Origin of the sequence: Pseudarthrobacter sp. NIBRBAC000502771, from assembly GCF_006517215.1 — a bacterium.
Classification (GTDB): domain Bacteria; phylum Actinomycetota; class Actinomycetes; order Actinomycetales; family Micrococcaceae; genus Arthrobacter; species Arthrobacter niigatensis.
On record NZ_CP041187.1, the window covers coordinates 2,983,725 to 2,998,370 of the forward strand.

16 protein-coding genes are annotated in these 14,646 nt (G+C 67.2%); 4 read left to right on the forward strand and 12 right to left on the reverse strand.

The genetic code is table 11. From position 1 onward, the window contains the following. Window positions 1-4: 4 nt before the first annotated feature. The 8 genes from NIBR502771_RS13955 to NIBR502771_RS13990 form a co-directional block, all read right to left on the reverse strand. Entirely contained in the window at window positions 5-559 is a 555-nt protein-coding gene (locus NIBR502771_RS13955) for a DUF3090 domain-containing protein (RefSeq protein ID WP_141160267.1), read from the reverse strand. 57 nt (window positions 560-616) lie between these two features. Beyond that, complete coding sequence (locus NIBR502771_RS13960) at window positions 617-1,102, reverse strand: hypothetical protein (protein WP_141160268.1); 486 nt, start codon at window positions 1,100-1,102, stop codon at window positions 617-619. A 41-nt stretch (window positions 1,103-1,143) separates the two neighbouring features. Further along, complete coding sequence (locus tag NIBR502771_RS13965) at window positions 1,144-1,662, reverse strand: DUF2087 domain-containing protein (protein ID WP_246839671.1); 519 nt, start codon at window positions 1,660-1,662, stop codon at window positions 1,144-1,146. 247 nt (window positions 1,663-1,909) lie between these two features. Then, window positions 1,910-2,857: an alpha/beta fold hydrolase gene (locus tag NIBR502771_RS13970; protein ID WP_141160269.1), complete on the reverse strand. Its 948-nt coding sequence runs from the start codon at window positions 2,855-2,857 to the stop codon at window positions 1,910-1,912. 23 nt (window positions 2,858-2,880) lie between these two features. Next, window positions 2,881-3,750 carry an HNH endonuclease gene (locus NIBR502771_RS13975; RefSeq protein ID WP_141160270.1) on the reverse strand — a complete coding sequence of 290 codons (870 nt, stop codon included), beginning with the start codon at window positions 3,748-3,750 and terminating at the stop codon, window positions 2,881-2,883. 98 nt (window positions 3,751-3,848) lie between these two features. After that, entirely contained in the window at window positions 3,849-4,043 is a 195-nt protein-coding gene (locus tag NIBR502771_RS13980) for a hypothetical protein (protein WP_141160271.1), read from the reverse strand. Then, window positions 4,040-4,570, reverse strand: a complete 531-nt coding sequence (locus NIBR502771_RS13985; RefSeq protein ID WP_141160272.1) for a hypothetical protein — start codon at window positions 4,568-4,570, stop codon at window positions 4,040-4,042. The genes NIBR502771_RS13980 and NIBR502771_RS13985 overlap by 4 nt, the downstream gene beginning before the upstream one ends. A gap of 59 nt (window positions 4,571-4,629) precedes the next feature. Continuing rightward, entirely contained in the window at window positions 4,630-5,481 is an 852-nt protein-coding gene (locus NIBR502771_RS13990; protein WP_246839672.1) for a universal stress protein, read from the reverse strand. Between the two features lie 98 nt (window positions 5,482-5,579). Between NIBR502771_RS13990 and NIBR502771_RS13995 the strand changes: the two genes are divergently transcribed. After that, window positions 5,580-7,037 (forward strand): DUF5129 domain-containing protein, encoded by a 1,458-nt coding sequence (locus tag NIBR502771_RS13995; RefSeq protein ID WP_141160274.1) that lies wholly within the window; start codon window positions 5,580-5,582, stop codon window positions 7,035-7,037. A 107-nt stretch (window positions 7,038-7,144) separates the two neighbouring features. On the opposite strand, the gene NIBR502771_RS14000 is transcribed toward NIBR502771_RS13995, so the two are convergent. From NIBR502771_RS14000 to NIBR502771_RS14015, 4 genes are all read right to left on the reverse strand, one after another. After that, window positions 7,145-7,417 carry a DUF1508 domain-containing protein gene (locus NIBR502771_RS14000; RefSeq protein WP_141160275.1) on the reverse strand — a complete coding sequence of 91 codons (273 nt, stop codon included), beginning with the start codon at window positions 7,415-7,417 and terminating at the stop codon, window positions 7,145-7,147. A gap of 178 nt (window positions 7,418-7,595) precedes the next feature. Further along, a complete protein-coding gene (locus NIBR502771_RS14005) occupies window positions 7,596-8,354 on the reverse strand; it encodes a DUF4386 family protein (protein WP_141160276.1) in 759 nt (252 codons plus the stop codon). Window positions 8,355-8,386: 32 nt separating this feature from the next. Next, complete coding sequence (locus NIBR502771_RS14010) at window positions 8,387-8,857, reverse strand: GyrI-like domain-containing protein (RefSeq protein ID WP_141160277.1); 471 nt, start codon at window positions 8,855-8,857, stop codon at window positions 8,387-8,389. Window positions 8,858-8,980: 123 nt separating this feature from the next. Then, window positions 8,981-9,430 (reverse strand): flavodoxin family protein, encoded by a 450-nt coding sequence (locus NIBR502771_RS14015; RefSeq protein ID WP_141160278.1) that lies wholly within the window; start codon window positions 9,428-9,430, stop codon window positions 8,981-8,983. A 284-nt stretch (window positions 9,431-9,714) separates the two neighbouring features. On the opposite strand from NIBR502771_RS14015, the gene NIBR502771_RS14020 reads away from it, so the two are divergent. The 3 genes from NIBR502771_RS14020 to NIBR502771_RS14030 are packed head-to-tail and all read left to right on the forward strand — an operon-like array spanning window position 9,715 to window position 14,634. Then, window positions 9,715-11,559: a heavy metal translocating P-type ATPase gene (locus NIBR502771_RS14020; RefSeq protein ID WP_371706599.1), complete on the forward strand. Its 1,845-nt coding sequence runs from the start codon at window positions 9,715-9,717 to the stop codon at window positions 11,557-11,559. Between the two features lie 46 nt (window positions 11,560-11,605). Further along, the gene (locus NIBR502771_RS14025; protein ID WP_141160280.1) at window positions 11,606-12,067 is read left to right on the forward strand and encodes a universal stress protein; all 462 of its coding nucleotides are present in this window, start codon (window positions 11,606-11,608) and stop codon (window positions 12,065-12,067) included. Beyond that, window positions 12,064-14,634, forward strand: a complete 2,571-nt coding sequence (locus NIBR502771_RS14030) for a cation-transporting P-type ATPase (protein ID WP_141160281.1) — start codon at window positions 12,064-12,066, stop codon at window positions 14,632-14,634. Before NIBR502771_RS14025 ends, NIBR502771_RS14030 begins: the two co-directional genes overlap by 4 nt. The last annotated feature ends 12 nt before the right edge of the window (window positions 14,635-14,646 follow it).

Sequence of the window (14,646 nt, forward strand, 5' to 3'; positions counted from 1 at the left end):
TGGATTAAAGTTCTGGCGGGGTGCAGACGTGCCCCTCGGGGTCCATCGGGTATCCGCAGAGCGGACAGAGCGGACGGCCCGCGCCCACAACCTCACGCGTGCGCTTGGTGAACGCGCGGGCGGTGCCCACCGGCATCCGCACCAACAGCATTTCGGGGGCCTCGACGCCGTCCTGATCCAATGCTTCATCGTCCGGATCAGCATCTGCTTCAGTGAGGGGATAAGCCTCAATCACCACCTGAGCCGTCGCCGGGTCCCAACCCAGGCCCATGGCGCCAGTCCGGAATTGCTCCTCAACGGCTTCCAGCGGATCGTTGTCAACCAGTTCGACGGGCGTGCCGGTGGGAACGCTGAACGGGTTACCGTCCAGGGTGATGAGCTGGTCGAGTATTTCATCGATCTTCTCCGCAAGCAGAGCCGATTGCTGCTTCTCCATGGCGATGCTCACCAGCTGCGCCCCGGCGCGTACCTGCAGGTAGAACGTGCGCGCACCAGGAGCTCCGACGGTGCCGATGACGACCCGATCCGGCCAGGTGAACTCGTGGACAAGTGTAGGCATGTCAGAATTCTAGGCGAGATCCCATCGGCGGCGCGGCCTGTCATGCCGCAGGAGAGTTCACGGAGCGCGAAAGTGAGCCAGCACCAGCCCGATGGGTATGCTGACGGCGATCACCAGCAACAGGGCCCGGTATCCCCAGGGGACCCAACCAGACATCGCGCTCCGCCAGTGAACAGTCCGGAACATCAACGCCAGCGAAACAACCAGCATTGCGCCGCCGGCATCCACAACCCACGGGTTACCAACCAGCGTCCCGCCAATGACTGCCGCGGACGCGCCGTTCCACGCCACCAATTCCGCAATGACTCTCCACCCCCCAAAGCGTTGCGCCGCCAGGAAGTACTGGGCGATGCCCAACGCTCCCTGGGCTACTCCTCCGACGAGCACCAGATAGGCAGCGGCCCACGATCCATGCTCAAGGTGCAGCGGCCCGGTAACTGCCGCGACCAACCCGCCTGCCACAACACATATGAGTGCCACCGCGCCGAAAGCGATGGCCCCCTTCCGACTGCCTGCAGGCCTCAAACCCGGCGTCTCGCCCATGCTGTCCAAGCTACTGCACGCCATCACACGGCGGCAGTTGGTTATTCCGGCAAAGAATACGAAGAGCCCGTGGCCGTGCGCTGCAGCAGGCCGAAGTCGATCATGTAGCGGCGAAGCAGGACGACGTCGTCGGTATAGCTGAGCAGCCGCTCATTGATCTGCCTCTCCGTGAGCTTCTTGCCGGGTTCGATGATCTCATTGGCGATCCTTGCCAGCAGGGCCCGCCGCTCGGCCACATTGGCGGGGTATCGCTCGATCCGCCCCAGCCGCATGAATCTGTCCAGCCCAGTCTGCGGCTGCCGGCGCGGCTGCTGGGCGAGCAGGTCCCGGAATATGGAGTCCTGCGCCACCAACCCACCCGACGCCTGACGTCCCACGAGCCCGGACTCAAGCAGGGCCGCCAGGGCCCGCTGCCTCCGCTGCGGCTTCACATCGGGCAGCAGGTCGGCGTGAGCGGCTCCCAGTACGATCTGCGCGTACGCAATCCTCGCGTCCGTGTTGCCAAGCGTTGCCAGCACCCGCCGCCAATGCGGACCGTTCATTCCTGCTCGTCCGGCCACGTCGGTGTCCTCCCTCTGCCGCTGGCCCCCACCCTGGCGTTGGAGCGTGCCGGAAGATCGTAGCCCTGGAGGCCCGGTGTCTGGAAGTGGGTGCGGTGGATCTCCTACGGTGCCTGCCGGCGTCGTAAGTTCAACGGCACGCAGGGGGAGGGTGCTGGCCGGGGGTGACCAGTCGGGGCTGCAACGGAACTTCGACGCCCTGCGGCGCCTTGTTGACCAGGCACGACGGCGGCGGGCTGCCTGGGTGCTAAGCGTCCCCGTCCCTGGCGTACAGGGCCAGGAGGTCGCGGCTGAACTCATGCGGGGATGTTTCGCACGGACTGTGCCCGCCCCGGTACACCCCTATGCGGGCCCGGATTGCCTGGGCGAACAGCCGGTGCAACTGGAGCGGCCACAGGTCATGTTCGCCCACGGCCACGAATTTGGGCAGCGGCGCCTCTGCCAGTTCCGCCCGAAGGTCCGGGACGTTCTGCATCAGGGTGTAGATATCGCGGACGGAGGCGCGGCGGGTGAAACGGAACCGGTAGTTGACGAACCGCTGCCGTCCCGGCGGCACATGCGCCACCCGGCCGCTCCGGATGCCCCAAATCAGGAGGGCTGCACCAGCCCGCCCGTTCACCCATGTGCTGAACCGGCCAATACGGCTCACGCCCCGGAAGGTCTGGCCGGGTTCCGGCGGGCAGCCCAGGAACGTGATGGACCGGAACAGTTCGGGCCGCTGCACGTAGGCGAGTTGGGCGATAATGCCGGCGAAGGAATAGGCCACCACGTGGGCCGGGGTAGCTGTGGTTTCCAGGACTGCCAGGAAGTCGTCCACAAATAACTGGTAGTCGTAGTGCTGTCGGGGTGGCACCAGGTTCTCGGGGCCGGCGCCGGCCGACTGGTACTGGCCCGCCAGATCGTACGTCAGGGCGTAGTAGCCGGCCTCGGCGAGGTCAGGCATCATCAGCGAGAAATCCTCTTTCGACCCGGTGGCGCCGGGCACCAGCACCACGCTGGGATCATCCGGCTTGCCCAAGGCCATGGCGGCCAGCTTCCCACTGGGAACATCGATGGTGAACCGGACGGCGCCTGGTGGTGGAACAGACCAATCGACGTCGCCCAATCCGGCATCCAGCAGGGCGGCCGCATCAACCTGGGCAGAACGGAATTCCTCGGGGTCTACCCCGTATTCCTTCCGGCCCGGCTCCGCCATGGTCCCAAGATAGTCCAGCAGCCCTACATCCGGCCGCCATCGAGGATCCGCCGCGCATCTTCCTGCGCCTGGAGGGCCACCTCCGTGACCACCTCACCTTTTAGGTGGCCGGCCGCGGACATAATGCTTCGGAGTTCACCCGCGGTCAGCGGCGGGGTCGCGGTGTGTGCCATGGCATGGCAGTTGTGGCAGAGCGGGACAAGGTCCGCAATGGGGTCAAGCTGATAAGCGCCGTCGAGGATCTCCGGGGGCACTACATGGTGGACGTCGATTGCTCCCACCCCTGCCACGCCGTAGGCGGACTCGAACGAGAAGCCGCACGCGGCGCACTGCGTGCCGTGGAACGCAATGCACGCCCGGCGCCCGTCGGGGTCGCGCTCGTACCGGTTCACGCGGACGGTGCGGAGGGTCTCCGGAGGAAAGGTTCCGCCCGCCACCTCGAGGGGATCCGCCGTGGACGGCGCGTGGGCGCGCCAAAGCCGGCGCAGTACAGGGACGGACGACGGCGGCAGGGTCACCAGGGACGGTCCGTCCGCCCTCGACGCAAGGTCGTCGGTGAGTGCCTCGCCCAGGAGTCCGGGCCGTACCTGCTCGCCAAGCGGAAGAAGGGAATCCCAGGCCACCCAGAAGAACCAGTGAGCGGGTCCGGGATCAGTGGGGGCCGCAATTCGGTACGGCTGGGACGTCACGAACCCGTGGCCGATCAAGCCACTGGAAGCCTCAGTGCTGCCCTCTACGAGGAGCCACGCCTCGCTGCCGGGATCAACGCCGGGATGACTGTCAGTGCGCCAGCGGTCAAGGAATATCCCGGATCCGGCCACTTGTTCGACGACGGCACGGTAGTTCCAGCGGCGCAGGACCTCTGCGTCACATCTCAGGATTACCGCGGCCACTGGTCACCAGGTCCGTACTCGCTTCGCGGCTGTCCATCGGACAGCTGACCACCAAAACCCGCCACGCGTCGTCGACCCCCAACTGTCAGCAAGGCGCGCTAGATCGGTTCCTTGGCCAGCGCTTTGGTCTTTGCCGGCGTCTCGCGTCCCAGCCGTTCATCCAGCGTGACGCGCAGCCGCGCGGCGGCAACCTGGACGCGGTGCTCGGCCGGGGTGGTCTTCTTTTGGGCGGGTTTGGCAGCGCTGTTCCGCGGAGCGTGGACGTACCGGTGCTCAGGCGACGTTGCACTCATGGTCCAACCTCCTTGCTGCTGTCTTCATCCGTTGTTCCATTCTCGCCTAAGTTGTGGCGGTCGTCCACGAAGGCCGCCTCCTGCCCGGAACCGGGCTCGGGCGAGGCATCGTCCCCGTTCTCGTCGCCGGACACGCTCTTCCAGGCGATGTCGAACAGCTCGAGTTCCTCCGTGCGCGCCAATTCGCTTCTGGCCAGGACTTCCAGCGTCGCCAGCCCCAGCGCCTTGGTGCCTTCATCCGGATCCAGGGCCCGGTCCAGCGCCCACTGGGTCCGGCGCCACCACTCCGCCCGGCTGTCTGCCTCGGTCTTTTGCTGCAGCGCGTTGGCGTCAGCCTCGCGTTTCTGGTCGAGCGCTGTCTTGTCCGCAGCGGTGCGCTGCTTGAGCGTGCGCCAGTTGATGTAAAAGGCCAGCAGGGCAGCTGTGAGAACCGCGAGAGGCCCCAAACCGGCAAGGATGACCCACCAGTCCGCCGGTCCGGAATGAACCACAACGTCCAGCGGCCCGGGGGAGGGAACAGGGGTCACGTGACCAGCTTAGGCGGAGCCCCGGCAGGCAACCGGCCCGACACCCGGAGTACCCTGCGTCATCCGGCCCGCCGTGAGACAAGGACGGGTCCGCGGGCGTGATGCAATACTGCGTGGGCCGTTGAACCGATGGTTGCCCTGAGCACTCCGCGGCCCTGCGTGCCGACAACAATCATCCGGGCCGATTCAGCGGCTCTGAGGAGCGCGTGCGGGACCGAGCTGTCCGTCATCAATTCGGTCTCCACCCGGACCGCGGGCACCACAGCCGCTGCACGGTTCAAGGCCGACGCCAGGACGGCCTGGGCGCCGGCCGCCGCGTCCTGTCCTTCCAGCAGCCGGTAGCCCGCAGGCTGGTGCCGGACATGGACCACTTTGAGGGGCGCGTGCCACACAGCTGCCAGCGCACACGCGTCATCCAGCGCGGCAGGGGAACCCGAGTCATCGACGGCGGCGACGACGGGTCCGGCCGGGTGGTGTTCCTCCCGGATCACGGCGACAGGGCAGGCGGCAGTGGCTGCCAGTTCAAGGCTCGCCGAGCCGACCAGGAGGCCAAGGAAGCCGCCCAAGCCGCGGCTGCCCACCACCAGCATGCGTTCGCCCGCGGATATTTCGGCCAGCAGCTGCGCCGGCAATCCGTGAAGCAGCGTGCTCCTGACCTGAAGCCCGGGTACTTCCGCGGTGGCAACCGCCACGCCGTCTTCGAGGATGGACCGGGCGGACTGTTCCAGGCCACTGCCTGACACACCGGGAACCGGACCGAGGTGCCGGGTCAGGAGTGGCCACAGCGAACAGTGCACAACATGCAGGGCGCAACCGATGGCGTGCGCGTGGCGCGCCGCCCAGCGGACGGCGGCCGCAGCCTCCTCCGAACCGTCAAAACCGGCCACAATGGACCCTGCATCCTGCGCCACGGCACTGCGCTCCTGACCAACACGATCTTCACAGGACCTTAGCCCTTTGGCGGCCCTGCTCCCTGGTTTCATCCTGATTCTAAACAGTGGGGAGGAACATGGGCAGCATCATGCGCCGGATAGCCGTGGTGGTGCTTGCCCTCGCCGCCCTGCTGGTCGGCGCCGCGGCCCCCGGCACCGCGGTGGCGCCTGTGGCCGTCATCGTGGCGGACACCGCAGGGGTGCTTGACCAGAACACGCTGGTGCCCGCCGTCGAACGCATCCAGTTCTATGAGCCCACCCGTGTTGCTGTCTTCACCTACAACGGCACCCCGGCGGACAACCTCAACGAACAAGTCCTGAAATTCGCGCGGTCCACGCACCCGGAGTGGATCAGCCCGGACGGCCAAAAATGGGCCGACGGACTGTTCATTTTCGCCCTTGACCCCGTGGGCCGGCACGTGGGGACGTACATGGGCGAGGACCGGAAAGTGTCCCTCGAGCAGCGCAGCGACATCCAGGATGCGTCCAAGGAACTGTCCCGCGACGCCCAGTGGACCGACGGCACAGTTGCCGGAATCCGCCGCGGGGCAGAGCTCATCAACCAGCCCTGGTACCGCTCGACGGCGTTCCTGGTCACGACCTGGGTTCTCGCCGGAACCGCGGCCCTGGGTGCAGCCGCTTGGCTGATTGTGCGTGCCGTGACCAGGAGCGGATGCCGAAAACAGATTGAACGCGGGGACCGCAGCTACTCCAACGTCAGCATGGACCTGGAGGTTACGGAACTGAATGCCGGCACCATCCCGGAATCATCCCGCTACGGAAGCCAGGTCCTTGAGAAACACAGGACGTTCCTCAGCAAATATGCCGCAGCGACGGAGCTGTCCAACCAGGTGCACGCACTGGGTAAGCGGGCGTTGAGCAGCAGGAAGAACCTCAAGCTGGCCCGCCGGTTCGCCGACAGTGCCGCAGAGCTGGACGCCCTGGACGACGTCATCTCGGACAGCAATGCCCTGCTGAACCGTGCCGATACCTGGCCTACGGCCTGGGACCGGCAGCTTGCTCCCTTCCGCAAAGACCTCGCCGGGCTGGAGCAGCTCCTGGCCAAACGCCACGGGCAGGGGGACTCGGCCACTGCCACGGCGCTCCGGTCCTTCCGTGACGAAAGCCTGCGGGACATTGAGCGCTGGACGGCCGGACTGGCCGAGCGGCGGATCACGCCGGAGGAGGCCCTGGACCGGCTGTACAGCGCCCGTTCCCGGCTCTCGGAGCTGCTGGAGAACCATGCCGAAACCGTGATCCAGGGCTTCGCCCGGACAGACCGCGAAGCACGGCTGATGCGGGAACAGATGGAAACGGCCCACGGCGGCACGGACCACCGCAGGCAGCGGACGTACGAACCGAGCATCCTCGGCACGGTGTACCCGTCCTACACGTTCTTCTCCGTGGCCACCTTCAACTCCGGCTTCAATACGGGGGTCAGCAGCGTCAATTCAGCCAGGGGTGGTGGTGGCACCACGGGATACGGCAGCAGCGGCGGCAGCTTCTCCGGATCCGGCAGTTCCTCAAGCTTCTAGCGCAGCGGGCAGGCACGCCGTCGCGGACAAAGCAGTGGGGCCCGTCGTTGGACGTGCCCCACTACCTGAATGCGTTGCCCGAAATGCGGGTTCCGTGCCGGCCGGACTCAGGCGGCCCCGAGGTTATTGAGCCTCCGCGGCGCACGGTGCACGGCATAGCGGGGGTGCTGCGGGGAGGCGCGGACAACACCGGGACGCGGCGGTACCACGTCCTGGATCAGGCCCGTGCCCGCGCACTCGCGGACCTCCTCGATGGCAGCGGCGGCCGCCTGCTTGTCGGCGAATTGTCCGGAAACCGCCAGCACGTGTCCATCGGGCATCACAAGCCGGAACCGAATCTGTGAATCATCATCGACAAACAGTTCGAACGTACCTGCCATAAGCCGTGTCCTCCTCAAAATCATGCCCCGTGGATGGGGCTGCACGCCGTGCCCGCTTCCGGCACGGCCACCAAAAAAGGCGCGACTCCAGCGTTGCGCACCTTCCCTGCCCAACCACCATCTCAAAGGGCCCGTACCGGCTTTAGGGACCAAGGTCCTTGATCAGGGGCGCCGGAGGTCAGGCGCCCCCGAGACGCAGGGCAGCAGAGCGCGACAGGCGGATCAGCGCAATGCCCGTGGCGACGAACCATACCCACAGCAAAATTCCGTAACCCCAGTAGAAACTGGGAGCCGCGTGGCGCAGGACCTCACTGACCACCCCCAGGGCCCCGGTGGCGATGCCGACCCATGCCAGGGAGCGGGGGAAAATTGCCTGTCCGGCCCTGAGCATTGCCAGGCCCATCAGCAGGATCCCGAGGGCGGAGAGCACGCCAACGATTGCCGGGGTGTTGTTCTCGGCGATGATGGCTTCAGCCGCGGTAGCGTAGATCCGCCGTTCGTCCTCCGACCCGGCAGCCATGAAGCGGTCGCTGAGGTAGACCAGGTTCAGGGAGCCCCGGCTGCTGACCGGTACCGCAAGCAGCAGCGCCCAGGGCAGCGCACCAAAGATCAGCGCTATCAGGGGCAGGCTTCTCCGCACCGTCGACAACGCCACGAAAAGGGCCGTGAACACCAGCACCGGCAAGACATTCGGCAGGATCCACAGGATCTGCTCCGCAACATAGCCGGCCTTGTTCGAGGCGATGAACCCAAGTGTCGCGGCCCCGCCGTGCACAGGGGGAGGCGCCATGAAGTCGAGCACCAGGGCGGCGATCAACAGGAACACGAAAAGGATCGACGACGCCCCTGCCACGAGGTAGAGGTGCGCCCAGCCGTGCTGGTCGCCGGCGCCGGCAACGGCAGTCCCAGGCTGGGGGCCCGGGCGGTGACTGGCCATGGTGCCCTCCTCGGGACGGGCCTGCCGAAGCTTCAGGCGAGTGGCCAGACCACCCTGGTCTGCCAGGTGGCTGGATCAGGCTGCTGTTCAGGATCGGTCAGGTAGTACTCCCACATGGAGTCCGCCGGGGTGGCTCCGTCCGCTTCCATGCTCTGCCGGATGGCGTCATACGTGGCAGCCAGCGTGTCGTAGGGACCGGTGTGGATGGCTTCGAAGGCATCTGCGTCCGGGAGTACCGCGCTGGCCACCTCGCCGGTGCCGTGGAAGTTGCCGGCGACAGGAAACCCGGCTTCGACGTCCACCGTTTCGCCCGGCATTCCGTGGTAGCGCGCAAACGGCGGACCCGCCGGACTGGCGCCCTGCACCTGGACCGCGGACATCACCGCACCGAAGGCCCGGCCGAAGAAACTGGTGAGCGCGTCCATGGGAACCCGCTCGCGGACCACTGCCACGGGCTGTTCGGTGATGTGGATCTTTTGCGGCTGCGGGCCTGGTTCAGTCATTGCACCAGCCTCGCGGTCCATGCCCCGGCACGACAGGGCCTTAGGACTCTAAAGGCCGTGGGTGGTCCGGTGCGCCGTCGAAGAACCGCTCCACCGTTAGCGGGTTCACGCCTTCGGCCCCGGTTACGCATGGCCCTGCAACGAGGCCGCCAGGTCTGCCGCCCATGCTGCGGCCCGCTCCACCTCACCTTCCAGGAGCGGCCCTTCGCTGCCCTTGACATAGAAGGCCATGGGCCCGGAGACGATGGTGGCACCGGCCTCCGCCAGGGATTTGGTCATCTTCTTGGCGGCGTCGCCGTGGATGAACAGTTTCACCCGCGTGTCGAATGCGGCCGCGTGGACACCGTTCAGTCCGCGGCGGGCGAGGTTGGCCAAGGATTCAGCAATGCGGGCAGTAGGCTTCCAGCCATTGATGGGGCTCCCGACGACGAGCAGGTCGCCCGGGCAGAGGGTGGCTGGATCGAAACCGTCAACCGGAACGGCGGAGGCACCCAGTCCCAGCGCGGACGCTATGGATTCGGCGACTGCGCGGGTGTTCCCATAGGCGGTGTCGTAGAGGACGACGGCGTTCATGGTGGGCTCCGGAGTGGGGGTTGATGGTGGCCCCTTAACATTCGCCCCGGACCGGATGTTGGGGCAGGGCCAAAGGTCATGCCAGCTTGCCGGGGCCAAATGCCCTAGCCCGGCTGTCGACGGCAGGGTAGGTTCGGCTTCATGTGTGAGGACCGTAAGAAGCACCTGCGGAAGTGTCCTGGATGAGGAAGCCCGCCGCCCCGCCTGCGGCCACCGGCGGGAGCCCGGGCAACTTGGACGCAGGGGGATCCGCTGGGTCGCCCGTCGAAAGGGCCTGGGGCTTTATGAGGCGGTATCCCGTCGTCGCGCTGACCTGTGTGGTGCTCGCAGCGGTGCTGGTGCTGCTCCAATTCGGCCTGGAACTGCAGGTCCGCGTCCTCGCGTCGGCCTACGCTGCCGTCATCGTGGTGGCACGTTCTGCCGGCATGGTCCGGTCCCTGCGGGAGGGACGCTGGGGGATCGACCTGCTGGCACTGATGGCGATCGTCAGTACGGTGGTGGTGGGCGAATACCTCGCTGCGCTGGTGGTCATCCTGATGCTTACCGGCGGCGAGGCGCTGGAGGACTTTGCCCAGGGACGAGCCGCGCGTGAACTGCGGTCCCTCCTGGACCGGGCGCCGCGTTTTGCCCACCGCGAGGGAGCTGGTGCGGTCCTTGAGGACACCCCAATCGGCGACGTGGCCCAGGGGGACGTGCTGGTGGTCCGCCCCTCCGAACTGGTACCCGTGGACGGCGAACTCCTGTCCGACTCAGCCAGCCTCGACGAATCCTCACTGACCGGGGAAAGCCTGCCGGTGGAGCACACCATGGGGGAAACCCTGCTCAGCGGCTCAGTCAACGGCGTGGCCGCCATCCGCATGCGCGCGTCAGCCACCGCCGCGGACTCCCAGTACAGCCGGATCATCGCGCTGGTCGAAGAGGCGTCCAACAGCCGCGCGCCGGTGGTCCGGCTTGCTGACCGCTACGCCGTTCCCTTCACCATCCTGGCCCTGGCCATGGCCGGCACAGCGTGGCTCCTGTCCGGCGAGCCCCTCCGCTTCGCCCAGGTGCTGGTGGTAGCCACACCCTGCCCACTCCTCATCGCGGCGCCGGTGGCCTTCCTTGCCGGTACCAGCCAGGCCGCCCACAAGGGCATCATCATTAAGAACACCCGCACCCTCGAGCAGCTGGCGAAGGCCCAGACAGCGGTTTTCGACAAGACCGGAACCCTCACGTCGGGGCGCCCGGTCCTGGACCGCATCCAGGTGGCACCGGGCCAAGGCGAGGCATTGGGCAGCCAGAGAATCCTGCAACTGGCCGCCTCCGCCGAACAGTACTCCTCGCACGTACTGGCAGGCTCCGTCATCGAAGCCGCCGCGGCCGCCGGCCTGACACTCCTTCCCGTGCAGCAGGCCACGGAGAACGCAACCCACGGCGTGGAAGCCGTCTGCGACGGCCAGCGGGTGGTGGTAGGCAAAGCCGGCCTGGTGCGGAATTCCTCAACCGGATTCCAGGAGGCTACCGTCCACAGCGGGCAGCTGGCGGTCCATGTGGCCGTGGACGGCGGATACGCCGGTGCCCTGGTCATGAAGGACCCGCTGCGCCGCAATGCCGTGGACACCCTGGCCCGCCTGCGCAGCCTGGGCGTGCGGAACACCATGCTGCTGACAGGCGACGCGCAGGCCACGGCAGCCCATATTGCCGAGGAAGCGGGGATCGGCCGCGTCCAGGCGGATTGCCTCCCCGAGGACAAGGTCAACACGGTGGCCGCCATCATGGAACGGCCGGTGCTGATGGTGGGGGACGGCGTCAATGATGCACCTGTCCTCGCAGCGGCGGACGTGGGGATCGCGATGGGTGCCAAGGGTGCCACCGCGGCCAGTGAATCGGCGGACGTTGTGATCATGCTCGACGACGTCTCGAAAGTTGCGCAGGCCGTGGCCATTGGCAAACGGACCGTCTCGGTGGCTTTGGTGAGCATCTGGACCGGGATAGGGCTCAGCCTGGTCCTGATGGCAATAGCCATGACGGGGTACATTCCCGCCGTCGCCGGTGCCCTCCTGCAGGAGTTCGTGGACCTGGCCACCATCCTGAACGGGCTGCGCGCGCTCCACGGTGCTGACCGGAAGCCGGCTGCGCCGCCGGCATGACCTTTGGCCCTTCCCTCGGCATTGCCCGGCCGGGATCGTGGTTCCCATGAACGCAGAAACAGGGGCCAAGCCCGTCATCGTGGGTGTGGACGGTTCTGAATACTCCTCCGCCGCGCTTCGCTACGCGGGCACGCTTGCAGCCCGTCTGGGCACCCGCCTCGAAGTCATCTCCTGCGTCGGGATGCCTGACTACCTGGTGATGTCACGCCTCGAAGGGGCGGACCGGCAATTCACCGCCAGGCTTGAGGATGCGGCGGGCCGGCTGGTCGAGGACGCCCTGGGCCGGGCCTTTTCCGGCGACCGGCCCGAAAACATCGACGTCACCATCAAGTTCGGACCACCGGCAAAGGTGCTGGTGGAGGAGAGCCGGCGAGCGCAGATGCTGGTGGTGGGACGGCACGGCGAGGGCGGCCTGCTGAAGGCAGCCATGGGCTCGGTCAGCAAGGCCTGCGCAGCCCACTCCAACTGCCCGGTACTCCTGGTAGGGCAGGAGGCGGACGCCGTGTGAGGACCGCTGAGGGCCTGAGCTCAGCGGAGGCCGCGCAACTCCTGAAACAGGCAGGCCCCAACCAGCTCCCCACTGAGAAACCCGTATCCCAGTGGCGGAAGCTCTGGGGCGAGATGACGCACTTCTTCGCCCTCATGCTGTGGTGCGCCGCCGCGCTGGCCTTCATCGCGGACATGCCGCAACTGGCAGTGGCGATCATCGTCGTCGTCATAGTCAACGGGGTGTTCGCCCACATCCAGCAGGAACGCGCCCAGCACGCCGCCGCGAAACTGCGGGGACTGCTGCCGGCGGACGTACTGGCCCGGCGGGACGGAAAGGTGCGAAAGGTCCACGCCAGTGAACTGGTGGTGGGAGATGTGGTGCTGCTGTCTGCCGGCGACCGCGTACCGGCAGATGTGGTCCTCCTGACTGCCCAGGCCTGCGCGGTGGACGAATCGATGCTGACGGGCGAAAGCGACCCGGTGCCCAAATCCGAAGGGGGCCAGGCCTGGGGCGGCACCTTCCTGGTCAACGGTTACGGAGAGGCCGCCGTCGCCGCAACAGGCGCCAAGACCAGGCTCGCGGGGATCGCCGCCCTCACCAGCGCTGCCGTTCCGCCACCAACGCCCCTGTCCCTGGAATTGCGGCGGATTGTCCGGGTTACGGCGGGCATGGCGTTGGGCATCGCGGCGGTCTTCTTCCTGGCATCGCTGCTGGTGGGTTTCCAGTGGCGCGATTCGTTCCTGTTCTCCATTGGCGTTGCCGTAGCGCTGGTGCCGGAAGGACTCCTGCCCACCGTCACGCTGTCCCTGGCCATGGGCGCCCAGCGCATGGCATCGCGCAAGGGACTGGTCCGCAACCTCGAAGCAGTGGAAACCCTGGGCTCAACCACCTTTATATGCACGGACAAAACCGGGACCCTGACGCAGAACCGGATGAACGCCGTCGAAGTCTTCACGGCCGACGGCGCCATCCAGGTGGCAGGGGATGGGTATGCCCCCGAGGCGCACATCGAAGGCCGTGGCGTCGAGAAAGCTGCCCAGGCCGCGCTCGCCGCCCGCACCGCTTCCCAGGGCCGTGCCGAGCTCCACGACGGACAATGGCGTGCCCAGGGTGATCCGATGGAAGCGGCCATGGACGTCCTGGCACGCAGGCTGACGGGCACAGTGTCCGCGCCCGTGCCGTCGCGGCGGTTCCCGTTCGATCCTGCCCGGCGCAGGGAGTCAGCGATCGTGGGGCAGGACCTTTTCTGCAAAGGTGCCCCGGAAACCGTCCTTCCCGTGTGTGAGTCCGTTCCTGGCGCGGTCAGGGACCAGGTGGACGTGATGGCGAACCGGGGCCTGCGTGTCATTGCGGTGGCCCGCCGGCGGCTTGGAGGTGCCCCTGGAACATGGCAGTCCGCGGCCGCAGCGGAGCTCGAAACGGGCATGGAACTGCTGGGCCTGATCGGGCTGCAGGACCCGCCGCGGCCGGACGTTGGGGACGTGATCCGCACAGCCCGGCAGGCAGGTCTAAGGGTGACCATGATTACCGGGGACCATCCGGCCACTGCCGCCGCGATCGCCCGGCAGATTGGTTTGACGGGAACGCCGGAATACGTACTGGAAGGCGCAGCACTGCCGGAAGACGACCAGGTGCTCGGAGCACTCCTGGACCGTGACGGAGTGGTGGTCAGCAGGGTCTCACCCGAGCAAAAACTTCGGGTCGCCAGGGCCCTGCAGTCCCGCGGGCACGTGGTAGCCATGACCGGCGACGGCGTCAACGACGGCCCGGCCCTGCGTGAAGCCGACATCGGGGTGGCCATGGGCCTGAGCGGAACCGACGTGGCGCGCGAAGCCGCGGACCTGGTCCTCCTCGATGACCACTTCGGCACCATTGTGGCCGCCATCGAACAAGGCCGGGCAACGTACGCCAACATCCACCGTTTCCTCACCTACCACCTCACCGACAACGTGGCCGAACTGACCCCCTTCGTCATCTGGGCGCTCTCCGGCGGCCACTTTCCGCTGGCCCTGGGTGTCCTCCAGATCCTCGCCCTGGACATCGGCACCGACCTGCTGCCGGCGCTCGCCCTGGGTGCCGAGCCGCCGGGGAGGCGCGTGCTGACCCGACCGCCCGAACGCCGGCACCTCATGGACCGGCGCCTGATCATCCGCGTGTTCTGCATCCTGGGCCCGGTTGAAGCAGCAGTCGAAATGGCCGTGTTCTCCGCTGTCCTGGCAGGCGGCGGCTGGACCCGGGGACGGGACCCACAGGTGCCCTTGCTGATGGCCGCTTCCGGGGCCGCCTTCACCGCCGTCGTCCTGGGACAACTCGCCAACGCCTTTGCCTGCCGGAGCGCCACGGTGCCCCCATGGAAACTGGGCTGGGGAACGAACCGGCTCCTGGTCTGGGCCGTGCTCGCAGAAGCTGCCATCCTGGGGGCGTGCCTGTACCTGCCGTCGCTCGCTGCGCTGCTGGGCCAGTCCCCGCCGCCCCCCGAAGGGCTCCTCCTCGCCCTCCTGGCAGCCCCCGCTGTCCTGCTGGCGGACTGGATGCACAAATCCGTCCGGGGGCGCCTGCGCCGCACCAAGGACCAAAGCCTCTGACTGCCCCCTGCT